This window comes from Paenibacillus sp. 10L310, from assembly GCF_056395745.1.
Window position 1 is genome coordinate 1 of the sequence record NZ_JBFTKC010000025.1, and the last position, 22,934, is coordinate 22,934.

A 22,934-nucleotide genomic window follows, 5' to 3' on the forward strand; every position below is an offset into this window, starting at 1 on the left:
TCATAACCCGAAGGCCGCAGGTTCAAATCCTGCCCCCGCAATTATACTTTCCTTTGAGAAAGTGATCTGGAACCGTGGTGTAGTTGGCCTAACATGCCTGCCTGTCACGCAGGAGATCGCGGGTTCGAATCCCGTCGGTTCCGCCATTTAATCTTTACATGAGGCAAACTGTTCACTACATCTGCTGTATGGCACTGATGCCCTATATAAAGTGTAAGGAATTAAGATTAGACTTTATTATGGCTCGGTAGCTCAGTCGGTAGAGCAGAGGACTGAAAATCCTCGTGTCGGCGGTTCGATTCCGTCCCGAGCCACCATTTTTAAAAACAATTTAATATGCCGGTGTAGCTCAACTGGTAGAGCAACTGACTTGTAATCAGTAGGTTGGGGGTTCAAGTCCTCTCGCCGGCACCATGTAATCCTGGAGGATTAGCGAAGTGGCCAAACGCATCAGACTGTAAATCTGCTCCCGTACGGGTTCGGTGGTTCGAATCCATCATCCTCCACCAGTTTTTAGGGGCATAGTTTAAAGGTAGAACAACGGTCTCCAAAACCGTTGGTGTGGGTTCAATTCCTGCTGCCCCTGCCAATTAACTTTTTAGAAATTAACCTTTTATGGCGGTCGTGGCGAAGTGGTTAACGCACCGGTTTGTGGATCCGGCATTCGGGGGTTCAATTCCCCTCGATCGCCCCTTTGTTTTTTCATTTTTTATTGGGGATTAGCCAAGCGGTAAGGCAACGGACTTTGACTCCGTCATGCATAGGTTCAAATCCTATATCCCCAGCCATTATGCGGACGTGGCTCAGCGGTAGAGCATCGCCTTGCCAAGGCGAGGGTCGCGGGTTCGATTCCCGTCGTCCGCTCCAAAATATGGCGCCATAGCCAAGTGGTAAGGCACAGCTCTGCAAAAGCTTTATCCCCAGTTCGAATCTGGGTGGCGCCTCCAGCATATGCCGGCGTGGCGGAATGGCAGACGCGCTCGACTCAAAATCGAGTGGGAAACCGTGGAGGTTCGAGTCCTCTCGCCGGTATATTGAATAGCCCTACATGTTGCTTATGCAATGTGTAGGGCTATTTTTATTTTATATGAAACGATTTATGTGCAGTAAGAAAATCTAGAGTAAGAGAAGATGGACGTTAATAAAGATTGACGTATGATTATATTGAGTATATTGTAGATAAGTGAAGTCTTTAATATGGAGGAGTGAAGTAGAGTGACTAATGGAAAAAATGTATCGGATACCGATCTGTTATTTGATCTTTGTGTATGGGAAGAGGCATGGAAGAATCGTCTGAGAAGTTCAAAGTATAAGAAGAAAAGCGCCCCCTTTAATATAGAAGAAGCTTTTGAGCGATGGGCCAGGGATTATCATGCACAGTCGTTCACCGAAGAAGGAAAGCAGCGTTCTGAACGCATTATGGGCTGGATTGAAAACCAGGGTGTGGAATTCTCAGGATTATCCATTTTGGACATTGGAGCGGCCTCAGGCATATTTACCATTCCTTTTGCGGAAAAGGGGGCAAGTGTGACGGCAGTTGAGCCTTCTGAGTTGCTTGTCTCCCTTATGAAAGAGACGATACCTCCAGCTCTGGAATCCAAAATCGAAATCGTAAACGAACGATATGAAGAAATCTCCATTAAGGATAAAGGCTGGGAGAAGAAATATGACTTTGCATTTGCATCCATGTGTCCGGCGATGTCGGATTGGGAAACGATTGAGCAGGCGATCAATTGTGCCCGGAAGTATGTGTATATAAGTACTATGGCGGGACATAAGGAACACACACTAATGGATGAACTTAAGGATGTACTGGGTGTAACTTCTTCACACCAGGTCGGTGATATGGGGTATATCCAACAGTTGCTGTATTTGAAGGGCTATTCTTATACGATGATCATTACGAGAGAAGTTAACTCATTTGAAGTACCGGTGGAAGAGATTATCGAGAAGCTACCAGAATGGCTTAATACGTATGAGTTACCATCGGATGAAGATTCCCTCAGATTGGCTGAGGATTACATTAACGATACGTACAAGGATAGTACGGTGACCTTCTCACGTGGAGGAAGATTTGGTAAACTTCTAATCCAACTTGAACAGCCCAATATGAAAACAGTTCGCACTAAGGATAAGCGATAAATCGCATAAGCGTGGCACGTGTACTGATAATCAGGAATTGAGACTGAGACAATGTAGTCTAACGTCTAAGATGGCACTAGGAAGCATCACAACGCTGTGCCAAAAGATGAACGGTTGAAACATATGAAGTTAAGATTGCAGAAGTGAAGGTGTAAGTGAAGGGAGCAGGTTATGTGCTCCCTCTTTTTTGAAGCCACTAATTCATCGACCGCTTTGAACCAGACCCTCGTTTATTTAGAGATGTTCGACACTTCTGCTTTCTGCTTACGCTCCCGATACTGGCCGGGGGTGATTCCTTCCCATTTACGGAATGATCGGATAAAGTTTTGCGGATTATTGTACCGAAGTCGTGCTGCGATATCTTTAACGGTTAGATCACTTTCGTCCAGCCATTTTTTAGCGATGTTAAATCGGTACTTGGTCAGATATTCACTAAATGCACAGCCTGTCTCTTTGCGGAAAACACTACTTAAGTAGTTGGCATTGTAGTGAAGCTTAACAGCACATTCCTCAAGCGTCAGATCCTTATCATAATCTTGATGAATCATGGCAATCATTTTCTCAGATATATGCTGATACTGGGCGTACTGTCTCGCTTTAAAAACCTGGATGACGGGCAAGATGACTTGATATTTAAACCAATCCTCAACTTCAGCAGCGTACTGCAAACTATGAAGTTCATGAAACATCGAACCACGACCTTGGGAGATCTGTCCGAGTCGTATGCCGGATTCCTGAGTCATTTGCAAAATATGCGTGAGTAGCCTCGTAAGAGCCACCTCATACTCCTCCGGTGTAACCTCCATACCAAAGATCACTTCAAGCAGTTGTTTCAGAAGAGCAGAGGCCTGGACTTCGTCCGCATTTTGAATAGCTTGGATCAACGAATATTCCAATGATTCCGGGTAGGTCATGGACCAAGTGGGAGCGTAATGATCTATGTTCTCATATTGAAAAATAATGCCTGTTCCCAGCTTCATCCGATGCCTTAGTGCTTCCATGGCTTCTGTGTAAGCTTGAGAGATGTGATATAGAGAGCTGTGCGGCTGGCTGAATCCTATACTGACTTGAAGAGCTAGAATCTTATCCATCTGTTGTTGTAACTGGTCTGTTAATACATATAGCTGCTGTGAAAAAATAAACTGATCCTGTTCAACGGTCCCAATCACCGTGACTACCGTATGTTCCAACACAATGGGAAGCAATTGTTGGTTATGCACAACCGTTTCCTCCAATATATTTTGAATAGCGAATAATAAGAGATCACGATCACTAGCTCTATATTTTGTATGATTAACAAGATCGGCCTGTAGTGTAATAACAGCAATTTGTTGCCATTCCCGAACCTGATGCGTGTAGCCATATTCATTCAGGGCGTCATGAAGAGTATGAACAGGGATCTTACCCTGGAACAGACTCATCATAAAATGATTGCGAATCTGCAATAGATGCACATTAAGTGTGTTCTCTAATTGGGAGCGAGAAGCAGATAATTGTGAGACCCCTGCTCTGATCTGTTCGAACTCATCAGAAAATGGTGGTGATTGCTGAGCTACCGTGTTTCCTTCTTTGGACAGGTGGTTGTCACCAAGTTGGGTTAAAAGTTTACGAATCGGGACATGCATTCGCTTGGAGCCGAGCCAGGCGAGTAATAATGAAAGTAAAAGTAAGCAGATACTGATATACAAGGTGTGTAATCCGATATCGATATATTCTTGTGTCAGAATATTGGTAGGTGAGATTAGCACATAAGTCCATCCCTTTAAGGTAGAAGGGCTATACGTCAGGGAATAATGTGTATCGGCGATCTTAACTTCCCGTTTTTCAAAGCCTGTTGAAAATGTGATGGGTGATAGTTTGGTTATGTTGGCTTCCGTATCCCGATCCTGTAATCCAATGGCAGACAACGGTTGTCCAATGTATACAGGATCGGGATGGACCAAGATACGTTGTTCCCGATTCAAAATGATCAGTCCTGAGGCAGCATTGCCTAAGGAGGCTTCTCCTAGTGTATTTTGCAAAGAGCATGCAGGGATTCCGGCAATCAGGGCAGCATCGGAAGATGTATTCAGATTCGGAATAGATCTCGCAAGGGCAATATGATAGATACAGCCTGTAACTGGTGAACGCTCATCATTACTGAACACCGATGAAGGGGAGAGTTGCCATCCAGAGGTTAGCGTATCCGATATCAATTCCTTCATGGGAAGAGCCAGTGGAAAATCCGTATTACGATATAATCCGGCATGATCAATAAGCCAATTCTGAGATTGATTCACCAGGGTAATATCTAACAAAGGTTCCCATGACCTCATATTCTGAAATTCGTTCTGCAGCTTGTCGGCAAGTAAAGGTCCTTTCCCTTCTATTGAAGAAGAAGCAGACAGGGAACGGAGGGTTACTGGAGAGCGAACGGCCTGATCAAGCATATAACTGACTGTAGCAAGTTTGTGCTCTACGTTGGATTGCATTTGTTCCAGCAACTGTCTGTTGGCCTGCGTACGATGCAGCTCAGTTTGGTTTGATGAATAGATAAATGCGGCAATTCCCGTTAATAAAATGGGCAGGGTGCTTAACAGGATTCCGAAGATGATCATTTTATGGAGATAGCTGATTGGTCGCACAGTTTCAGTTCCACCCCTGACATTAGAAATAGTAACACTTTCTATTTTAGTAAACGCTTACATATAGAACAATCTAAATTTTGTTTATTTGGATAAATAAGTAATTTAACAAAAGTGTATAGAAGTAGAGATAAGGGATTGCTGATAGATGATTTTGCAGAAAAGGTTAGAGAAATGGCTTGGACTGACTATCCAATACGGAATCATGAGAAACGAAATTGCAGTGTGAACGTAAATAGAGACATGGACAACATTCTCTCTACAGGTCGACATCTGCTAAAGGGTAGCCTGAATACGGGTAATAGAAGGTATCTGGAGTGCTATTCAGCTTAGGTGGAACGTTGGTCTTATATAGGGACAGACAAAGGTCCAACTAGATCCCCGACCTGAGTCTAGGATGAAAAACCGTCCACGGTCTGTTTTGAAAAGTCGCGGAATCCCCTAGAATAAGGACATAAGGTTAAACAAGAAACACGGAAACAAAAAACAAGAAACAAACGAACAAATGACTCAACACATTAAAAGGAACGAATGGAAAGGGCGGTGAACAACAATTATGAGATTGAATAAGGGAAATGGCTGGGCGATTGTATTGATTGCGCTGGGTGCACTACTCCTCTTCGGAAAGTTAACTCCACTTCTTGGACACTTAATGGGTTATCTGATTCCGGTCCTGATGATTGCACTGGGATACTACGGAGTTAAACGAGGGAATGTGATGCTTGGCTGGATTGTTCTCATCATCGGTATCATCTCACTGATGGGTAAACTGGCATGGTTGATCGGACCGATCATCGCGATCGGGTTAATCATCTTTGGTATCTCAATGCTAAGCAATAACCGCAGTCGTCGTGGTCGGTACTAAGCTTTCACGATTATGAAAAGGAGGGACAGAACATAATGAGTGTATTTCGTCGAATGCGGGATATTACCGTAGCTAATCTGAACGAACATTTGGAGCAAAGTCAGGACCCAGTCAAACTGATTGATCAGTTCCTGGTCTCGACCCGCCAAGACATCGGTGAAGCCGAGAAACTTCGTCATCAATATGCAAGCCATACCAGACAAATGAAACAACAAGCCGATCAGGCAGCAGGTATGGTGAACAAACGGGAAGAACAGGCTTCCATGGCTCTGAAAGCAGGGGAAGAACATCTCGCTAAGCTGGCCTTGCAGGAGAAAATCCTCCACGAGGAAAAAATGGAACAGTACAATGAATTGTATGCACAAAGTTATGCGGCATTACAGGAGTTGGATGAACAGATCGACCAGCTGAAGGTTGAATATCAGAATGTATACAGCAAACGCCAATATTACTACGCTCGTATGCAGACGATTCAGTTACAGCAACGTATGAACCAGAGAGGCAATCACAACGGTCAGAATGTACCCCGTATGTTTAACCGACTGGATGACCAAGTCTCTGATCTCGAATATGAAGCACAAAGTCTCCGCGATATCCGGCGGATGAATCAAGATGGTTCAGGAGTGACTGGCAGCATGTCATCCTCTACGCTGGATAAGGAACTGGAACGCTTAAGACAGAAATTGAACAATGACAGAAAGGAGTAGTCACAATGAATAAATTATACCGCTCGGCGCGTAATCGAAGGCTAACAGGTTTGATCGGTGGCATTTCTGAAAATCTCGGATTGAGTACCACGCTGCTACGTATCATTTTCTTCATCAGTATTTTCGCTACGGGAGGTACATCATTGTTGATCTACTTCATCGCTGCATTGGTGGTACCAAAGGAATCCAATCACGTTGATCCATATGCTTATGATTCCAACGTAAGAGGATACAAGTAAACGAAAGGAGCAAGCACATGAGCAAATTATACCGCTCAACGCGTGACCGGATGTTAACCGGCTTGTGCGGCGGAATTTCCGAAACCATCGGAATGGATTCCACCCTGCTGCGTATCATCTTTGTTATCAGTATCTTCGTAACTGGCGGCACGTCGTTGTTAATATACTTTATTGCAGCACTGGTGGTACCAAAAGAACCGTATCCGCCTTATGATCCATATGGCTACGGTCCGGGCCAAGGCCCTGGTCCTGGCAGAGGATACGACAACTATGATCATCAGCCACCAAGAGGTCCTTTTCAAAATAATCACAACCAACAAGGTCCTGGTAACTTCGGTCCCGGCCCTGGATTCAACGGCAGACCTCAATCTGGTCCCCGTTCTTATGACAACAACGCCTACGGAGCAGGAGCACCGCAAGAAAGTGAACTTGATTCCATGATGAAAGATATCGAGAAAAAAGCACTGAAAAAAGAAGTTGAAGAGCTTCGCCAAAAATTATCTCGTTACGAGAAGGGAGAAAAGTAAAATGGGAGTATTTAAACGGATTAAGGATATGACGAAAGCATCGGTAAATGATATGTTGGATAAAGTAGAGGACCCGATTGTAATGTTGAACCAGTACTTGCGTGATATGGAGGCTGAGATTCATGAGGCAGAGGTAACTGTTGCTAAACAAATGGCAAATGAGCGCCGCATGAAACAACGTTTGGATGAAGCGGAGCGTACTTCGGTACAACGTGAGTCCCAAGCAGAAGCAGCTCTGTCTAACGGTCAGGAAGAAGTGGCACGCAAATTGTTGGAAGAGAAAATCTACTTTGATCAAAAAATTACGGAGTACAGCGAACTGCATGCACAGTCCGAAGCACAAGCAAAAGATCTGTTGCAACAGTTGCATGATATGAAAGATGAGTTCTACAAAATGCGTAACAAACGTAATGAACTTGTATCCCGTGCACAAATGGCAAAAGCTAAAAAACAAATGTCTTCCATCAACAGCTTGCATTCGATCGAAAGTGGCGGCGCATCACTTGGATTCCACCGCATGGAAGAGAAAATCATGCAGCTGGAAGCTGAGGCTGACGTAGCTCGTGCACCTTATCGCAACACATCATCCACGTATACGAATCCTGTAGATGTGGAAAAACAATTCAAAGTGGATCAGCAATTACAAGCCCTCAAAAATAAAATGGGCAATGGTTCCAAGAATGAAGCGAACGGAACTTCAAAAGAATAACTGTTCGCTTAGTGGACAATATGATATTCTATAAATCGTGTATAATGTACGGTTGGTAGAACAAAAGTTAAGCCATACAGGACTTCATTGCCTGATATGGCTTTTCCGTTGAATAAAGAGAGATTAACTTACAGAGGAGGTGCGGCGGGATGAATCAAAAGAGTAAATGGCTTGCAGTTGTCATTATGATTATTGGCACAATGATGTTATTGAATGACAATATTAACTTCCTGACCGCTGCCGCACTGATTCTGTTAACGGTTGGAATGCTTCAAGTCCGCAATGGGGATACCCGCAAAGGTCATCGGTATCTTGGCATTGGTGCGGCACTGTTATTGCTGGATAATTTAATGATTGTATTTTTGATTGTACTGGCTTCTTTAGCTTACTTTTATTCGAAAAACAAAAAGATTCATCTGGACGAAGGCGTTATGAAGAAACAGAATTTCATGGCTCGGTACTACTGGGATCAATCATCCTGGACGTTACGTAGTATGAGTCTGTGGCATGCCATAGGTGAGGTTAACGCGGATCTATCTCTTTCAATTCCGGAGGAGAAACAAACAATCGTGCTGCTGCAAGGAGTTATGGGTAATGTTCGCCTTACACTACCAGAAGATTATGGTGTGGAGATTGAAGCATCGGTTCTTTTCGGCCGGATTAATCTTCTTGGAGAACAAGATAGCGGCATGATGAACAAATTAGTATGGAGAACGCCTGGATATGAATCCAGTGAACATAAAGCAAAATTTGTCATTTCTTATATTGTTGGCGACCTAAACATCAGTAATCCGTAGTAAAATAGATGAAGAGAAGGAGGAGACCCCGATGAAGACAAAACGACATACCGACATGGTAACCCGAAGTATGGGTGAAGGGATCCTCCTGGTTTTCATTGTGCTCGCTGTTATTTTGTATGTATTGTATACATATGGTTATCTTGCTCCGTTTACAGGTTGGCGTCATCTGATTCAATCGGGTCTGGCCTTATTGCTACTTCTGATTGGGATCGGTGCGGTCTTTGGGTTCTATCAGAGTTACCGGGTTAAACGCCGGCTCGAACTGCTGAGGGAAACACTTCTACTGTGGGAGAAGGGCTCTCTATCACGCACTGTACCTGATCTGGGCGATGATGATGTGGGCCGTTTAAGTGAGCAACTCGGACGAATCGGCAAAAAGTGGGAAGATCAGATATCTTCGCTCCAGCGATTGTCTACTCATAATGCACAGCTTGCTGAACAAGCCAGAATTACGGCTATTGTGGAAGAGCGGCAACGTTTGGCACGGGAACTGCATGATGCGGTATCGCAGCAATTGTTTGCGATATCCATGACAGCAACGGCCGTTGGACGGAAGATGGAGAAGGATTTTGAACGTGCTCAGCGGCAGGTGGCTTTGATTGAGGAGATGGCTTCGGTAGCCCAGTCCGAGATGCGTGCGTTACTGTTACATCTGCGTCCAGTCTATCTGGAGGGTAAACATCTCGAACAAGGTCTGCGTGATCTGGTGATGGAACTGAAAACAAAAGTACCCATGGACATTGTGCTCGAAATGGACGAAGACATTGATCTGATCAAAGGCATCGAGAATCATCTGTTCCGGATCGTTCAGGAGGCTATGTCCAATACGTTACGGCATGCAAAAGCGGAAAAAATGGAGATACGGATCCAGCGCCGTACTGATGCGATCCGGGTATTGATTCGTGATGATGGGCAAGGCTTTGATCTGGATGAGAATAAACAAGCTTCTTACGGTCTGGCTAACATGCGTGAACGTGTTACGGAGATTGGCGGGGCCATACATTTTGTAACAGCGCCTGGTAAGGGAACGCGGATTGAGATTACGATACCTTTGATGAACGATGAAAGCGAGGAAGAACATGTCAATGGAACCGGAAGTCGAAACGGAGACGGAAACGTCGATCAAAGTATTGCTCGTGGATGATCATGAGATGGTACGTATTGGTCTTGCAGCGGTACTGGATACCGAAGATGGAATTGAAGTTGTTGGTGAAGCAGGTAGTGGAGAGGAAGGCATTCGGCTTGCACAGGAATATAAGCCTGATGTTGTTCTGATGGACCTGGTTATGGAAGGAATGGATGGCATTGAGGCTACTCGTCAGGTACTTAAAATGTATCCGGAGTGCAAAGTCATCGTATTGACCAGTTACTTGGATGATGAAAAAATGTATCCTGTCATTGAAGCAGGTGCATTCAGTTATCTGTTGAAAACATCAAGAGCCAATGAAGTGGCAGATGCGATTCGCGCAGCCGCTCGCGGGCAATCCGTTCTGGAGTCACAGGTGGCTTCGAAAATGATGAATCGCTTCCGGCAACCACAGGCAGTAGCTCCTTTGCACGATGAATTAACGGACCGGGAAATGGATGTGCTCCGGTTGCTCGCCAAAGGTAAATCGAATCAGGACATCGCTGATGATCTGATCATTGGTATCAAAACAGTCAAGTTCCATGTTACAAACCTACTGGCAAAATTGGGCGTAGACGACCGTACACAGGCCGCGATCTATGCTTATAAAAACGGACTTGCAGAGTAAGCAGGATCATATGCAATAACATAATTAAGCCAAAGAACCGTGCATTAATGTGCGGAAGTTATAGATAAGAGATGATTTAGATAAATTGAACTAAAGATTTGCACATAATGGAGAGGACAGAAAGAACCAGAAGAAGCGAAGCAAAAGCTTTCTGAAAGAAAGCTACTTCGGAAGCATGCACTTCGCCTTTATCCCCGGATTTACCCTTTATGAAAAGAATCAAAAAAATTGGGGGATAACAGCGATCGGAAGGTTGTTCTGTCATCGGAGTGGCGAGTGTAAATATTGTGTAGTTCAATTTATATAGAATAGATGAATGGAAAGCTCTGATCTGCCATGCAAGTGGCGGGTGGGGCTTTTTTGTTGTGTGCAGAAGAAGTATAGCAAATATGCGAAAGGGGCATGCTGTTGATAGATTCATAGAATGCAAGAAAGAAGCGGGGGATTCAAATGTTAAATCGATGGATGACAACAGGTATCTTGGCAATAGCTATCATAATTCTTATTGGTGTGACACAGGTATACGCAGAGAAGAACGAATCCAAAGCTGCCCAACTGGAACAGTTAATCTATACTGCTGACAGTGTGATTGATAATGTGGATCGTCTAGTTATTAAATGGCAAGGAGAAGGCAAGGGAGATGCACAAGCGCAGGCCGTGTTACTGGCAAGTCACTTGGGACTTGAACCACCTGTGCGGGTACGCCAGACGGGCCATGATGTTTACCGCAGTGAAGAGATTGTCGATACGGCTACTGGAGGTGCAGGCATGTTGGTCAATGTCGTCGATACAGGAGACAACGGATACTACGCCATTGTACAACTTTCAGGGGATGCACACATGGATCGGAAGGCATTAATGACAGTACATGAACAGATCGGTCAACTGCTTGTAGACTCAGGGATGAAGGCAAGCTGGAATATGTCTGTGCAAGGTACAGCAGTTACTGCTACTGAACATGATGCGAGTCAGCAACTGGAACTGATCGAAAAACAGCTGTCCACAAAGGTGGATATCGCCTCCGTCGAACGTTATACAGATGCAGGCACTGCAAGTGTCTCTTATAAGGCAGCTGAGCTGCCCCTATCGATCAAGAGTGGCTCGCACATGTTGAATATGCAACTCGCAGTTCACCAGGTTGGGGACGAGGTCGATAATCGAATTACAGTGGGGTTTCCGGTGATTACGATTGAATACTAAGGGATGGATTTTTCATGAATTGGGACCCAATATTGAGAATCTTTATCAGAAAAATGAGTTTGAAATAGTGCATCCATTCAGTTGGTATGCTAAAATGGCATCACATCCAAGAAGGAACTTGCTGGTAATTGACAGTTGTATGTCGTGCATATATAACACCATTACATAGCTCGGGGAGAGCATGAAGGTTATCTTCCCGGAAGAAAGAGGAGCCCATGGTTGAAAAACAATTGCAAGATGAAGTACAGACACCAGGCGCAGTATTTTTCATTTTTGGAGCAACGGGTGATTTGGCCCGCCGGAAGCTGTTTCCGGCTATCTACAGTCTTTACCGTGAAGGCAAGCTTGCCGAAGACTTTGCGGTTATTGGCGTAGCACGTCGTCCGAGGTCCCCAGAAGAATTCCGGGAAGACATCTATGAATCCATTAAAGAGTTCTGCCGTTATCCAGCGGGGGAACCTGATGAGTGGAACGCTTTTGTCGATCATTTTGAATACAAAGCACTGGATATCAATAATGTGGAAGGATTCAAAGAGCTGCGTGCGCAGACGGAGCATCTGGAATCAAAGTTTAACACGCCGGGGAATCGACTGTTCTATCTGGCACTGGCACCTGAGCTGTTTGGCAGTGTCTCGTACAGTTTGCGGGACGGTGGTATGTTGGAAAGTCAGGGGTGGAACCGTTTGGTGATCGAAAAACCATTTGGTTATGATCTGCAATCGGCCGAACATCTGAATGAGCAGATTCGTGAGGTATTCCGTGAAGAGGAAATATATCGGATTGATCATTATCTGGGCAAGGAAATGGTGCAAAATATCGAAGTGATCCGCTTCGGAAATGCTTTTTTTGAACCGCTCTGGAACAACAAACATATTGCCAACGTTCAGATTACGCTGGGTGAGACGGTAGGCGTGGAAGAACGTGGCGGTTATTATGATCATTCCGGAGCACTCCGTGATATGGGGCAAAACCATATGCTTCAGATGCTGACAATGATTGCGATGGAACCGCCGAGTCGCCTATTCCCGGAGGACATTCGGGATGAGAAGGTGAAGGTATTGCGCTCTCTACGGGCGTTCACCTCGGATGAGGAAGTGAGCAACAACGTTGTGCGGGGGCAGTATGCCGAAGGGGAGTACCGTGGCAAGCAGCTTCCGGGGTATCGCCAAGAAGACAAGGTTGATCCGCAGTCGAATACGGAGACGTATTTTGCAGCACGTGTATTCGTGGATAATTTCCGCTGGGCGGGTGTACCATTCTACATTCGGACAGGCAAGCGTCTTCCGGTAAAAACAACCGAGATCGTAGTTGAATTCAAGTCGATGCCAAACAACGTGTACCTTGGGAAAAAGTATAAATTGGAGCCGAATCTGCTGGTCATTCGGGTGAATCCGATGGAAGGCATATATATCAAAATCAATGCCAAGAAACCAGGCTCGGATTCCGAGATTCAGCCACTCGCAATGGATTTCTGTCAGAGCTGCATGATTGGAATTAACTCGCCTGAAGCGTATGAACGTCTGCTGCACGACGCAGCAGAGGGCGATTCTACGTACTTTACCCGTTGGGATGAAGTGGCAACAGCCTGGTCCTTTGTGGATCGGATTGCAGCAGCCTGGGGGCAGAATCAAGGAGAGCTTCATACGTACCCTGCTGGAACTTGGGGACCAGAAGCGACAGATAAGCTGCTGGAGCAGGACGGATTCCACTGGTGGCCGGTGAATGGTCAGGACGAGGACAGCGTGATCTGGCAAGTGAATGGTTAGGGTAGGGTAAGGGCATTAACAACAGTATTAACAACATACACAACATGACTGAGCCTGGGGAAATCGCAAATTTTGCGGTGTACCCAGGCTTTTTAGTGGGGGAAAAGGTAGGTATCCATCATAAGGAAATAAGTAATTTAAATTAAGTTGTTGACAAAAAGTAAGTATGTAACTTATACTCAACACATGAGTTAAAGAGTTACGCAAATGACAAACTTCATTCGGGCAAACGTTTCGGATAAGTTATCATTCATGAGATAAAATGTAAACCAGTTGAAGGGGTTTGCGTCACAGAGAATCATGAAGAAAAAATGTGCATAATATCTTTAATCTAAGAATACTATTTTGTATATATCGAATGGAGGAAAAAGAAAATGATGTTGGATGTAGGATTGTTGTTGATTCGTTTGGTGATTGGATTGTCGTTCATGGCGCACGGGGCTCAAAAGCTGTTTGGTTGGTTCGGAGGTTACGGGATCAAGGGTACAGGTGGCTGGTTTGAGTCGATGGGCATGAAGCCCGGTGCATTGGTGGCGTTACTGGCTGGACTCGCGGAATTTGGTGGCGGATTGCTGCTGGCCCTAGGTCTGCTCACACCGGTAGGTGGCATTCTGATTGCATTGACGATGGTTATTGCAATTGTGAAAGTCCATGGAGCGAACGGATACTGGTCTACACAGAACGGATTCGAATATAATCTCGCGATTCTGGTGATTGGTGTAGCGCTGGCCCTGACGGGTGGCGGACAATACGCGCTGGATGCATTGATTTTCTAAAACCGATAAATAAAAATGAATGAGGAGTGCCTGGATGCCATGGAAATGGCTGAAGGGTGCTTTTTTTTTTGCAAGTGAAAAGAGAAGAATCTGCGGTAGTAATCGGTTATTTTCGGTACAGATTATGGTACAATAGGAGAGTTGGGTTAAGAAGCAGTTCACGGTATACATGAAAGCACAGATTTGAGGAGGATGAACTCCATTGTAAATGTGTAAAATTAATCTAGTGTGTAAATACCTAGTACGTAAAAACTCGTGTACAATCAACCGGCCTCGCCGGATTGCATAAAGATTGAATGATGGACCGGCCATGCCGGATTAACGTGAATGAACGGACGAAAGGGATTAAACCTATGAGCAAAGCTGCAAATGAAATTCTTCAACAGGAAGTGGACAAACGCCGGACGTTTGCCATTATCTCTCACCCGGATGCGGGTAAAACTACATTAACCGAGAAACTGTTGCTGTTCGGGGGCGCGATTCGCCTTGCGGGAACGGTAAAAGCTCGGAAAGCCAGCAAACACGCAACAAGTGACTGGATGGAAATTGAGAAACAACGGGGCATCTCAGTTACCTCTTCCGTAATGCAATTTGATTATCTGGATCATCGCGTCAACATTTTGGATACACCGGGTCACCAGGATTTCAGTGAAGATACGTATCGTACACTGACGGCTGCCGATAGCGCGGTAATGTTGATTGACGTGGCAAAAGGTGTCGAGGCCCAAACGATCAAGTTGTTCCAGGTATGTGCGAAGCGTGGCATTCCAATCTTTACTTTCATTAACAAACTCGACCGTGAGGGTAAAAGCCCATTTGACCTGATGGAAGAGCTTGAAAATGTACTGGGTATTCGTTCGGTTCCGATGAACTGGCCTATTGGTACAGGTCGCGAGCTGTGTGGTGTCTATGACCGGATGAAAAATCAGGTGGAATTGTTCCAAGGGGACGATCACTCGACGATCAAAGTACAAAAGGTAGATGGCTACAAAGATCCGATTATCCGTGAGATGGCAGGAGAATACCTGCATGATCAATTGTGTCAGGATCTGGAGTTGCTGGATATTGCGGGCGACCAATTCGACATGGAGAAAGTTCAACGCGGCGAATTGACACCTATTTTCTTCGGTAGTGCGATCAACAATTTCGGCGTACAGACCTTCTTGGAGAATTTCCTGGAACTGGCACCGAAGCCTGAACCACGTCGCAGTACGGCAGGAGAGATTCAGCCAACAAATGAGAAATTCAGCGGTTATGTGTTCAAGATTCAGGCAAACATGAATCCGGCACACCGGGATCGTATTGCGTTCCTGCGAATTGTATCAGGCAAGTTCCAACGTGGAATGAGTGTGAAGCATACTCGTGTGGGCAAAGAAATCAAGCTGTCACAGCCACAGCAATTCTTGGCACAAGACCGGGATATTGTCGAAGAGGCATATGCTGGCGATATTATCGGTTTGTTCGATCCGGGTATCTTTCGGATTGGCGATTCACTGAGCCAAGGCAGCGAGGTTATCTTTGAGGAGTTGCCAACGTTCTCACCAGAGATTTTCGCCAAAGTTACCGTAAAAAATGCATTGAAACATAAACAGTACCAAAAAGGAATTGATCAGTTGACGGAGGAAGGAACCATTCAGGTGTTCCAGACGGCAAGTTTCGACGAGACAATCCTCGGCGTAATTGGTCAACTTCAGTTCGAGGTATTTGAATACCGGATGAAAGGTGAGTATGGGGTAGATGTGCAATTGCAGCGCATGCCTTATCAGTTCGCTCGCTGGATCGTGGACGAGAATCTGGACCCAAGCAAATTCCGGATTAACTCTGCGCTTGTAAAAGATAAAAAAGGGAATTATGTGGTGCTCTTCGAAAATGAGTATGCAATGAGAACGGCTATGGATAAAAATCCTACAGCTCAATTCCTGGAGACTGCGCCTTAAGTGAAGACAGAAGTATTTCGTGGGAATTGTTAAAAAATTAGTTAAACGTGACAAGCTCATGTGATGAGATAGCTTGTTAAAAATAAGATCCCTCCGCCAATTGGCGGAGGGATCTATTGCTATACACCTTACCTGGAGGCGGGTATGATCCAGCCGAATAAGGGAAAGCTTTCTTTTGCAGACAGAACAAACGTAATGATGGTTACCTTCCCCTCCAATGCTTCACTTAGCGAAGCGGTTGAACGGGAATGGTGTGCAGATGCTCCTGCGCGATTTGAATGAGTTCTTCCTGCTTGGCAGGTTCTGTGTTCTTCCAGATCATCTCGAAAATGGCGCCAAGTCCAGGTAATGCAGCTTCCGGTCCATCTACTGAACCTTCAATCATCTCCCGGAGCTGATCATCACTCTTGTCATGAACTTTATGAACAATCGCTTCACGCAGGCTTAATGTAATGGGCATCGCAATTCCCTCCTCGTATATTCGGCTGCTCTAATACTGTTCCCTGGGAAGCGCTAGCGCATTCAAGTTTATCAGGCTTTGTGGTATACTACGAAGGATTATTTACGTTAGCATGGGTATCCGTAATGATGCGTCATGCTGAAGTGCAGCGGGAGGTTAAGACCCTAATGGCCAAGAAACAGTATGCCGTAATTGGCATGGGACGGTTCGGATCAAGTGTTGCCAATGCACTGAGTGGCATGGGATTCGACGTGCTGGCAATTGATGCGGACGAGCAGCGGACTCAGGAAATGTCCAATGTGGTGACCCATGCGGTATCGGCAGATTCAACAGATGAAGAAGCGCTGCGTGCGCTGGGCATACGGAATTTCGACGTTGTCGTTGTGGCGATTGGTGAAGATATTCAGGCGAGCATTCTGACAACCCTGATATTGAAAGATATGGGTGTACCCGTTCTGATCGTAAAAGCCCAAAATGAGCTTCATGGTAAGGTATTGCAGAAGATTGGGGCAGATAAAGTCATCTATCCTGAGCGGGATATGGGACTGCGCGTAGCCCATCATCTGACCTCGCCTAATATACTGGATTACATCGAGTTATCTGAGGATTACAGCATTTTGGAGATGAGAGCCTCCGAGCAAATGATCGGTAAAAACCTGATGGAATTAAACATCCGTGCACGTTTTGGTTGTAACGTGATGGCGATTCGCAGTGGGAATTCGATGAACATCTCGCCGTACGCTGAGGATCGGATCGAAGCTGGAGATGTGCTGATCATTGTGGGTCACAAGGATCATTTGACGAAAATGGAGCTTGCGTATCCGAAGTGATGGATGCAGATGGGAAGGATGGAAAGATGGATATTGTATCACCGCAAAATACACGTGTAAAAGAATGGGCGCAGTTGCTGGAGAAAAAGCATCGTACCCGTCAACATAAATATATCATTGAGGGCATTCATCTGGTACAGGAAGCATTGCGCGCCGGAGCAGATCTGGAGTGTATTGTGTACGACGGAGAGCAGGGCGTACCTAGCGAACTCGCCGGGCTTGAGAACCCGCTACAGCGTGTGGAGTGGGTTAGTGTATCTCCTGCGGTTATCGCCAAATGTACGGATACGATGACACCGCAGCCTGTATTCGCAATTGTGCGTAAAGGCAGTGAGCCACTGGAAAGCCTGATCGCAGGAGCACGTGGGCTTGTCGTGGTGCTGGATGGTGTACAGGACCCAGGGAATGTGGGGACGATCATCCGTAGTGCGGACGCAGCTGGAGCCGCGGGGGTTGTACTTGGCGCGGGCTGTGCTGATGTGTATAACCCAAAGACGATTCGTTCGACGATGGGGTCATTGTTTCATTTGCCCATTGTGGAGGGCCAGTTGGAATCCTTGCTTCCCGAAGCGAAGGCTGCGGGCGTGAAGCTGGTTAGTACTTCTTTGCAGGCAGAGCATTCATGTTATAGTTATGATTTTACGCAGTCGGTATGGCTTGTGATCGGTAACGAAGGCAAAGGCATCTCGGATGCTACGGCACGTTTGGTAGATGATGCGATTACGATCCCGATGCAGGGACAGGCAGAGTCGCTTAACGCGGCAATGGCGGCAACGATTTTGTTATTTGAGGCGATGAGACAGCGGATTTTTAACAAATAAATGATTCCTGTCCAATTTCAAATTTACCGTCCCTAACTAAAATTAACTGTCCCCAAACCACCAAAGACTGGAAGTTGGTTGCCGCTTTTCCCAACCATTTCTCCAGTCTTTTTGTTTTTCTCTTTGAAGCACGACAGCAGGGATTTTCCATTCAAATCCCGAATAGGTGATATAGTTTCTATTTCTTAAGCTTATAGGCAGGTGTATAAATTGGAAATGAATAATGGAAAAGAAAAAACTCACCTTAGGGAATTTATGGCTTGGGCCGGGGAAAAGGGCTGGGACATAATGAGTAAATCCGGTTCGCAGTCACATTTAAACAGCAGCATTACTTCAAGATATAAAGGACTTCCAGATGAATATTTAGAATTTCTAAATGTAGTTGAAAAATGCGTTGCACCGGATGAGCAAACCTGGTTTATTTGTGAGGCTGAGTTCAACAATAGCACGGAGACCGCATTCCAATGGAATGAATTTGAAATGCTTAGTTTGGAGGCAGCAGAGGGTGATTCTATTTGGCAGTCAGAGATAACGGCTTGGTGGGATCATCACTTGCCGATCGTAATGTCTGTGGAAGATGGATATTCCTTCTATGCCATTGACTTAACAACGGACAGTGGAGCTATTGTCCGTGGATGTGAGCCTGAATTTGAAGAGGTTGAAAAGGTATCCGATTCGTTTGGAGAATTTCTGGCATGGATGATGTCGAATTCAGATTAGCGTAGCCAGGAAAGGTTGATGGTTATACTTATGGCCAGCGGCCTGACATTAGATTATTCAATGAAAGAACTTATAAAACGATATAGGAATTCTTAATTTATGATATAAAAAATGGTTTATATAGCGTGATTTTATTCTTATTTAAGTATGTTCCAAGCATATTTTCTATATATAAAATAATTCTTTACTGTTCGTTCTAGAAATGATATGCTAACAGCAAGTTAGATCTAACTACTTTTTTTTACACATTTAAGAACGATCGTTCTTAAAACTGGAATTACACTAATCTAAAGAATATAAGGGAGAGAATAAGATGAAATACACAGTGATTACAGGAGCAAGTTCAGGAATTGGATATGAAACGGCATTGGCATTTGCAGCACGGGGCAAAAATTTGATTTTGGTAGCTAGAAGATTGGATAAGCTTGAAGAACTTAAATCGACTATTCAGGGTATCGATCCTAAAGTGAATGTTGTCGTACACACAAGCGACCTGTCTGTTACCGCAGAGGCGTACACGCTATATAACGATTTGAAGGAATATCAGATTGAGACTTTGATCAATAATGCAGGGCTTGGAGAAGGCTCGTTCATTGCTGAACAGAATTTGGATAAAGTGGAGACCATGTTGCGTGTTAACATCGAATCTTTGACCATTCTATCTACACTGTATGTGCGAGATTATGCGAATGTGGAAGGCACTCAATTGATTAACGTCTCATCCGCACTTGGATATGCCATTGCTGTAGGCAGTGTTGCTTACTCTGCATCGAAATACTACGTTAGTGCCTTCACAGAAGGTCTTGCCAAAGAACTGGAACTGAAAGGTGCAAAACTGAAAGCGAAGGTGCTTGCACCAGCGATCACGGAAACAGAATTTGTACAAAAATCAATAGATGCTGAAGGATTTGATTACAAAGCGAATATGTCCAAATATCATACTGCTAAAGAAATGGCAGGCTTCATGATCGATCTGTATGATCACAATGAAGTGGTCGTGGGAATTGTAGACCAGAACTATGAGTTCCAACTGACAGGTGCGATCTACCCGGTGATTTCAGAATTGAATTAATACAGCAGAATCCAGAGGATACATCTACAAAATCTCAAATAAGAAGAGGAGTACATCCAAATGGAAAAGATATGGAGTAAAACAAAGATTGGTAACATGGAATTGTCTCATCGACTAGCAATGGCACCTATGACACGCAGTCGAGCACAAGAAGATGGTACACCTGGAGAGTTGGCGGCACTTTATTATGCTCAACGCGCAACGATGGGACTCCTGATTACGGAAGGAACACAACCTTCCGATGATGGACAGGGTTACTTATGGTCACCGGGCATCTACACCGATAAGCATATTGAAGGATGGAAGAAGGTAACGGATGCGGTGCATGAAGCTGGCGGTTATGTATATATCCAATTAATGCATGCGGGTCGCATGTCACATCCAGACAATACCCCGCATCATCGTCAACCGGTTGCTCCGTCAGCAATCGCACCGGGTGTAGAAATGTTTACGGCTACAGGGATGCAGGATATCCCCGTTCCCCGGGAATTGAGTCAGGAGGATATTCAAACGACCATTGCCGATTTCCGAAAAGCAGCAGCCGCAGCGATCGAAGCAGGGGCGGATGGCGTTGAAATTCATGGGGCCAACGGATACTTGATCAATCAATTTTTAGGAGAAAATTCGAATACACGCACAGATGAGTATGGCGGATCTATTGAAAATCGTGCTCGCTTTGCGATTGAAGTAACCAAAGCCATTGTGAAGGAAATAGGTGCAGAACGGACAGGCTTCCGTATCTCACCAGGGACACCGCTGGGTGGAATTCAAGATGGCGAACAAGGCCCTGAACTCTATCGCTATCTTGTAGAAGAATTGGCTCAATTGGATTTGGCTTACCTTCATGTTATGCATCTTGGAGATGAACAACTGCTCCAAGACATTCGTTCGATCTGGCAAAATCCACTGTTGGTCAATCGGGCTGGAAGAACGTTGGAGGATCTCAGTGTCGATTTAGATCGTGGTCTCGCTGATGTGGTACCGGTTGGTGTATGGTCCTTAGCTAATCCAGATTTGGTGGAACGACTTCGACAAGGTGCGCCACTGAATGAAGCAGATCCGACAACCTTCTTTGGATTGGGAAGTAAGGGCTACACGGATTATCCTACGTTGGAAGAATTAAAGTCGCAAGAGGGGCTACACTAGCACAAACCATGGAGCATGGCGTACAACTGAACATTGCGCGCCATGTTCCTACATAAGTTGAACTACTTATTTACACGATAACAGCGATTGGAGGGTTGTTCTGTCATCGTAGTGTCAGTGTAAATAATCTTTAGTTCAACTTATGTAGTCTATAAGCAAAGGAAGAGGATATATGATGAGAGCAGCTCAAATACAGAAATACTCTAAAAAAATCCAGGTGGAAATCAATAATATTGAGACACCTCAGATTCAGAGCCATGAGGTCCTTGTCAGAGTGAAAGCTGCAGGTGTAAATCCGCTGGATATCTTGAATATGAATGGTAGTGTTCGGATGATTGCCGACTATACGTTACCTTTAACTTTAGGGAATGAATTATCGGGTGTCATTGAAGCTGTCGGTGATGATGTTTTGAAATTTAAAGTGGGGGATTCGGTTTATACTAGGTTGCCACTAAATAAAATTGGTGCTTTTGCTGAATATGCGGCTGTACACGAGGATGCCTTATCCATGATGCCTGAAAATCTGTCTTTTATCGAAGCTGCTGCGGTACCCCTTACTGCCCTGACCGCGTATCAAGCATTACATGATGTACTCCGAGCTGAACCAAATAAAAAGTTGTTTATTCCTGGCGGAACCGGGGGATTTGGTGCGATGGCCATCCCGATTGCCAAGTCCATGGGATTAACGGTGATTACAAGTGGCAGTGAACGGGGGAGAGCACGTAGTTTATCCATTGGAGCAGATCAATTCATTGATTATAAGACCGAGCAGTATGCTGATATTCTGTCGAATATTGATTATGTGATCGATACCTTGGGTGCGGACGAGATCAAAGATGAACTGAGCATTTTGAAACCACAGGGGAAATTAGTCTCTTTGAAGGCAGGACCCAATTATCGCTTTGCAGTGGACAGTCAATTCCCGTTGTGGAAAAGAGCATTGTTTGGTCTCGTAGGTGCACGCCTGGATTCTTTAGCGCGTAAGAATCAAAATGAATATCGTTTTTTATTTGTGCACTCCAGTGGAGTTCAATTGCAAGAGATTACAGCTTTTATAGAAAAAGAAGACATTAAACCTTCGATCGATTCTACGTATACGTTTGATGTCATTGAAAAGGCATTGATTAAAGTATCAACGGGTCACTCTCAGGGCAAAGTCATTGTTACCTTTTAAAGACTCGTTAAGATCATGCTCATGCTATTCAATGTTCGTTTTCTGAACAGGAGGGAAGGCAATGGCGAGAGGCAAAGAGTTCGAAGAGTCTGTTGTACTGGATAAAGCGATGAGACTTTTTTGGGAACAAGGTTATGAGAAGACGTCTATGACGGATCTGGTTAATCGTATGGGAATTCATCGTAAAAGCTTGTATGACACATTTGGTGATAAACATACCTTGTTTCTAAAGTCAGTAGATCTGTATGATCACAAAATCAGCTCCGCTCTTGCAGCAGGCGTAAAGCGTTCTAAAACGGCAACGGAAGCACTTCAGTTTATATTTCTTTCTTTAATTCATGGAGAGGAATCTCCAGCATCAGGCTGCTTCATTGTTAATTCGACGGTAGAATTGGCGGCACGTGATAAAGACATGAACCACCGATCGACGGAGATGTTTGCAAATACGGAGAAACTAATCAAGGACATTATGGTGTGGGGACAGCAAGAAGGTGAATTCACAACGGAGTACAACGCCGAGGTATTGGCGGAATATCTGCATAACGTAAGCATTGGGTTAAGGGGGATGGTCAAGACTTCGATGACCAAGGAAAAACTGCTTCGTATAGCGGTGCTATCCATGGATCTCATACTAAGGTAGTCTATTTGTTACTATTATAGAATGT

22 protein-coding genes and 10 tRNA genes are annotated in these 22,934 nt (G+C 44.9%); 30 read left to right on the forward strand and 2 right to left on the reverse strand.

The window, feature by feature from the left end:
• Positions 1 to 68 precede the first annotated feature (68 nt).
• The 11 genes from AC1DE7_RS28570 to AC1DE7_RS28620 all read left to right on the forward strand — a co-directional run bounded on the left by AC1DE7_RS28570 (position 69) and on the right by AC1DE7_RS28620 (position 2,142).
• A tRNA-Asp gene (locus AC1DE7_RS28570) sits at positions 69 to 146 on the forward strand.
• 95 nt (positions 147 to 241) lie between these two features.
• Positions 242 to 317, forward strand: a tRNA-Phe gene (locus tag AC1DE7_RS28575).
• A 21-nt stretch (positions 318 to 338) separates the two neighbouring features.
• Positions 339 to 414, forward strand: a tRNA-Thr gene (locus AC1DE7_RS28580).
• Positions 415 to 423: 9 nt separating this feature from the next.
• Positions 424 to 509 (forward strand) — tRNA-Tyr (locus AC1DE7_RS28585).
• Between the two features lie 6 nt (positions 510 to 515).
• Positions 516 to 589 (forward strand) — tRNA-Trp (locus AC1DE7_RS28590).
• Between the two features lie 29 nt (positions 590 to 618).
• Positions 619 to 691 (forward strand) — tRNA-His (locus AC1DE7_RS28595).
• Between the two features lie 22 nt (positions 692 to 713).
• Positions 714 to 788, forward strand: a tRNA-Gln gene (locus AC1DE7_RS28600).
• A 4-nt stretch (positions 789 to 792) separates the two neighbouring features.
• A tRNA-Gly gene (locus tag AC1DE7_RS28605) sits at positions 793 to 867 on the forward strand.
• Positions 868 to 873: 6 nt separating this feature from the next.
• Positions 874 to 947: transfer RNA gene (locus tag AC1DE7_RS28610), tRNA-Cys, on the forward strand.
• 6 nt (positions 948 to 953) lie between these two features.
• Positions 954 to 1,032 (forward strand) — tRNA-Leu (locus AC1DE7_RS28615).
• Positions 1,033 to 1,215: 183 nt separating this feature from the next.
• Positions 1,216 to 2,142: a class I SAM-dependent methyltransferase gene (locus AC1DE7_RS28620; RefSeq protein WP_477535684.1), complete on the forward strand. Its 927-nt coding sequence runs from the start codon at positions 1,216 to 1,218 to the stop codon at positions 2,140 to 2,142.
• 230 nt (positions 2,143 to 2,372) lie between these two features.
• Here the strand turns inward: AC1DE7_RS28620 and AC1DE7_RS28625 are convergent, their stop codons facing one another.
• Complete coding sequence (locus AC1DE7_RS28625; RefSeq protein WP_477535685.1) at positions 2,373 to 4,766, reverse strand: helix-turn-helix domain-containing protein; 2,394 nt, start codon at positions 4,764 to 4,766, stop codon at positions 2,373 to 2,375.
• Between the two features lie 556 nt (positions 4,767 to 5,322).
• Here AC1DE7_RS28625 and AC1DE7_RS28630 point away from each other — a divergent pair.
• From AC1DE7_RS28630 to AC1DE7_RS28685, 12 genes are all read left to right on the forward strand, one after another.
• On the forward strand, positions 5,323 to 5,631 hold the full coding sequence (locus AC1DE7_RS28630) for a LiaF transmembrane domain-containing protein (protein ID WP_017692311.1): 309 nt from the start codon (positions 5,323 to 5,325) through the stop codon (positions 5,629 to 5,631).
• Positions 5,632 to 5,666: 35 nt separating this feature from the next.
• Positions 5,667 to 6,338 (forward strand): PspA/IM30 family protein, encoded by a 672-nt coding sequence (locus AC1DE7_RS28635; protein ID WP_017692312.1) that lies wholly within the window; start codon positions 5,667 to 5,669, stop codon positions 6,336 to 6,338.
• A gap of 5 nt (positions 6,339 to 6,343) precedes the next feature.
• Complete coding sequence (locus AC1DE7_RS28640; RefSeq protein ID WP_036673255.1) at positions 6,344 to 6,577, forward strand: PspC domain-containing protein; 234 nt, start codon at positions 6,344 to 6,346, stop codon at positions 6,575 to 6,577.
• A gap of 17 nt (positions 6,578 to 6,594) precedes the next feature.
• The gene (locus AC1DE7_RS28645) at positions 6,595 to 7,104 is read left to right on the forward strand and encodes a PspC domain-containing protein (protein ID WP_017692314.1); all 510 of its coding nucleotides are present in this window, start codon (positions 6,595 to 6,597) and stop codon (positions 7,102 to 7,104) included.
• 1 nt (position 7,105) lies between these two features.
• Positions 7,106 to 7,813, forward strand: coding sequence for a PspA/IM30 family protein (locus AC1DE7_RS28650; RefSeq protein WP_017692315.1), 708 nt, complete (start codon positions 7,106 to 7,108; stop codon positions 7,811 to 7,813).
• 149 nt (positions 7,814 to 7,962) lie between these two features.
• Positions 7,963 to 8,610, forward strand: coding sequence for a cell wall-active antibiotics response protein LiaF (gene liaF / locus AC1DE7_RS28655; RefSeq protein WP_036605686.1), 648 nt, complete (start codon positions 7,963 to 7,965; stop codon positions 8,608 to 8,610).
• A 31-nt stretch (positions 8,611 to 8,641) separates the two neighbouring features.
• Complete coding sequence (locus tag AC1DE7_RS28660; RefSeq protein WP_036673257.1) at positions 8,642 to 9,757, forward strand: sensor histidine kinase; 1,116 nt, start codon at positions 8,642 to 8,644, stop codon at positions 9,755 to 9,757.
• Positions 9,699 to 10,367 (forward strand): response regulator transcription factor, encoded by a 669-nt coding sequence (locus tag AC1DE7_RS28665; RefSeq protein WP_145153731.1) that lies wholly within the window; start codon positions 9,699 to 9,701, stop codon positions 10,365 to 10,367. Before AC1DE7_RS28660 ends, AC1DE7_RS28665 begins: the two co-directional genes overlap by 59 nt.
• Before the next feature lie 465 nt (positions 10,368 to 10,832).
• Positions 10,833 to 11,567: a YwmB family TATA-box binding protein gene (locus AC1DE7_RS28670; protein ID WP_477535686.1), complete on the forward strand. Its 735-nt coding sequence runs from the start codon at positions 10,833 to 10,835 to the stop codon at positions 11,565 to 11,567.
• A 215-nt stretch (positions 11,568 to 11,782) separates the two neighbouring features.
• Positions 11,783 to 13,333 (forward strand): glucose-6-phosphate dehydrogenase, encoded by a 1,551-nt coding sequence (gene zwf, locus AC1DE7_RS28675; RefSeq protein WP_036605690.1) that lies wholly within the window; start codon positions 11,783 to 11,785, stop codon positions 13,331 to 13,333.
• Positions 13,334 to 13,710: 377 nt separating this feature from the next.
• Positions 13,711 to 14,109, forward strand: coding sequence for a DoxX family protein (locus AC1DE7_RS28680; RefSeq protein WP_024634146.1), 399 nt, complete (start codon positions 13,711 to 13,713; stop codon positions 14,107 to 14,109).
• Between the two features lie 353 nt (positions 14,110 to 14,462).
• Complete coding sequence (locus tag AC1DE7_RS28685) at positions 14,463 to 16,046, forward strand: peptide chain release factor 3 (RefSeq protein WP_127548121.1); 1,584 nt, start codon at positions 14,463 to 14,465, stop codon at positions 16,044 to 16,046.
• Positions 16,047 to 16,272: 226 nt separating this feature from the next.
• Here AC1DE7_RS28685 and sspI read toward each other — a convergent pair whose 3' ends face one another.
• The gene (gene sspI / locus AC1DE7_RS28690) at positions 16,273 to 16,506 is read right to left on the reverse strand and encodes a small acid-soluble spore protein SspI (protein ID WP_036673259.1); all 234 of its coding nucleotides are present in this window, start codon (positions 16,504 to 16,506) and stop codon (positions 16,273 to 16,275) included.
• A 128-nt stretch (positions 16,507 to 16,634) separates the two neighbouring features.
• Here sspI and AC1DE7_RS28695 point away from each other — a divergent pair, with 128 nt between their 5' ends.
• The 7 genes from AC1DE7_RS28695 to AC1DE7_RS28725 all read left to right on the forward strand — a co-directional run bounded on the left by AC1DE7_RS28695 (position 16,635) and on the right by AC1DE7_RS28725 (position 22,909).
• Positions 16,635 to 17,336, forward strand: coding sequence for a potassium channel family protein (locus AC1DE7_RS28695; RefSeq protein ID WP_076211287.1), 702 nt, complete (start codon positions 16,635 to 16,637; stop codon positions 17,334 to 17,336).
• A 26-nt stretch (positions 17,337 to 17,362) separates the two neighbouring features.
• Entirely contained in the window at positions 17,363 to 18,157 is a 795-nt protein-coding gene (locus AC1DE7_RS28700) for a TrmH family RNA methyltransferase (protein WP_340984261.1), read from the forward strand.
• A gap of 216 nt (positions 18,158 to 18,373) precedes the next feature.
• Positions 18,374 to 18,877 carry an SMI1/KNR4 family protein gene (locus AC1DE7_RS28705; protein WP_036673263.1) on the forward strand — a complete coding sequence of 168 codons (504 nt, stop codon included), beginning with the start codon at positions 18,374 to 18,376 and terminating at the stop codon, positions 18,875 to 18,877.
• 313 nt (positions 18,878 to 19,190) lie between these two features.
• The gene (locus AC1DE7_RS28710) at positions 19,191 to 19,949 is read left to right on the forward strand and encodes an SDR family NAD(P)-dependent oxidoreductase (RefSeq protein ID WP_477535687.1); all 759 of its coding nucleotides are present in this window, start codon (positions 19,191 to 19,193) and stop codon (positions 19,947 to 19,949) included.
• 60 nt (positions 19,950 to 20,009) lie between these two features.
• Positions 20,010 to 21,095 (forward strand): alkene reductase, encoded by a 1,086-nt coding sequence (locus AC1DE7_RS28715; RefSeq protein ID WP_477535688.1) that lies wholly within the window; start codon positions 20,010 to 20,012, stop codon positions 21,093 to 21,095.
• 175 nt (positions 21,096 to 21,270) lie between these two features.
• Positions 21,271 to 22,269: an NADP-dependent oxidoreductase gene (locus AC1DE7_RS28720; protein ID WP_477535689.1), complete on the forward strand. Its 999-nt coding sequence runs from the start codon at positions 21,271 to 21,273 to the stop codon at positions 22,267 to 22,269.
• Positions 22,270 to 22,330: 61 nt separating this feature from the next.
• Complete coding sequence (locus AC1DE7_RS28725; protein WP_477535690.1) at positions 22,331 to 22,909, forward strand: TetR/AcrR family transcriptional regulator; 579 nt, start codon at positions 22,331 to 22,333, stop codon at positions 22,907 to 22,909.
• The last annotated feature ends 25 nt before the right edge of the window (positions 22,910 to 22,934 follow it).

Excerpts from the sequence above, each read along its gene's own strand:
- AC1DE7_RS28640 (WP_036673255.1), top strand. The coding sequence starts at position 6,344 with ATGAATAAATTATACCGCTCGGCGCGTAATCGAAGGCTAACAGGTTTG.
- AC1DE7_RS28700 (WP_340984261.1), top strand. The coding sequence starts at position 17,363 with ATGGATATTGTATCACCGCAAAATACACGTGTAAAAGAATGGGCGCAG.
- sspI (WP_036673259.1), bottom strand. The coding sequence starts at position 16,506 with ATGCCCATTACATTAAGCCTGCGTGAAGCGATTGTTCATAAAGTTCAT.
- AC1DE7_RS28695 (WP_076211287.1), top strand. The coding sequence starts at position 16,635 with ATGCGTCATGCTGAAGTGCAGCGGGAGGTTAAGACCCTAATGGCCAAG.
- AC1DE7_RS28715 (WP_477535688.1), top strand. The coding sequence starts at position 20,010 with ATGGAAAAGATATGGAGTAAAACAAAGATTGGTAACATGGAATTGTCT.
- AC1DE7_RS28635 (WP_017692312.1), top strand. The coding sequence starts at position 5,667 with ATGAGTGTATTTCGTCGAATGCGGGATATTACCGTAGCTAATCTGAAC.
- AC1DE7_RS28630 (WP_017692311.1), top strand. The coding sequence starts at position 5,323 with ATGAGATTGAATAAGGGAAATGGCTGGGCGATTGTATTGATTGCGCTG.
- AC1DE7_RS28665 (WP_145153731.1), top strand. The coding sequence starts at position 9,699 with ATGGAACCGGAAGTCGAAACGGAGACGGAAACGTCGATCAAAGTATTG.
- AC1DE7_RS28680 (WP_024634146.1), top strand. The coding sequence starts at position 13,711 with ATGTTGGATGTAGGATTGTTGTTGATTCGTTTGGTGATTGGATTGTCG.
- AC1DE7_RS28650 (WP_017692315.1), top strand. The coding sequence starts at position 7,106 with ATGGGAGTATTTAAACGGATTAAGGATATGACGAAAGCATCGGTAAAT.
- AC1DE7_RS28720 (WP_477535689.1), top strand. The coding sequence starts at position 21,271 with ATGAGAGCAGCTCAAATACAGAAATACTCTAAAAAAATCCAGGTGGAA.
- AC1DE7_RS28685 (WP_127548121.1), top strand. The coding sequence starts at position 14,463 with ATGAGCAAAGCTGCAAATGAAATTCTTCAACAGGAAGTGGACAAACGC.
- AC1DE7_RS28725 (WP_477535690.1), top strand. The coding sequence starts at position 22,331 with ATGGCGAGAGGCAAAGAGTTCGAAGAGTCTGTTGTACTGGATAAAGCG.
- AC1DE7_RS28670 (WP_477535686.1), top strand. The coding sequence starts at position 10,833 with ATGACAACAGGTATCTTGGCAATAGCTATCATAATTCTTATTGGTGTG.
- AC1DE7_RS28710 (WP_477535687.1), top strand. The coding sequence starts at position 19,191 with ATGAAATACACAGTGATTACAGGAGCAAGTTCAGGAATTGGATATGAA.
- zwf (WP_036605690.1), top strand. The coding sequence starts at position 11,783 with ATGGTTGAAAAACAATTGCAAGATGAAGTACAGACACCAGGCGCAGTA.
- liaF (WP_036605686.1), top strand. The coding sequence starts at position 7,963 with ATGAATCAAAAGAGTAAATGGCTTGCAGTTGTCATTATGATTATTGGC.
- AC1DE7_RS28705 (WP_036673263.1), top strand. The coding sequence starts at position 18,374 with ATGAATAATGGAAAAGAAAAAACTCACCTTAGGGAATTTATGGCTTGG.
- AC1DE7_RS28645 (WP_017692314.1), top strand. The coding sequence starts at position 6,595 with ATGAGCAAATTATACCGCTCAACGCGTGACCGGATGTTAACCGGCTTG.
- AC1DE7_RS28660 (WP_036673257.1), top strand. The coding sequence starts at position 8,642 with ATGAAGACAAAACGACATACCGACATGGTAACCCGAAGTATGGGTGAA.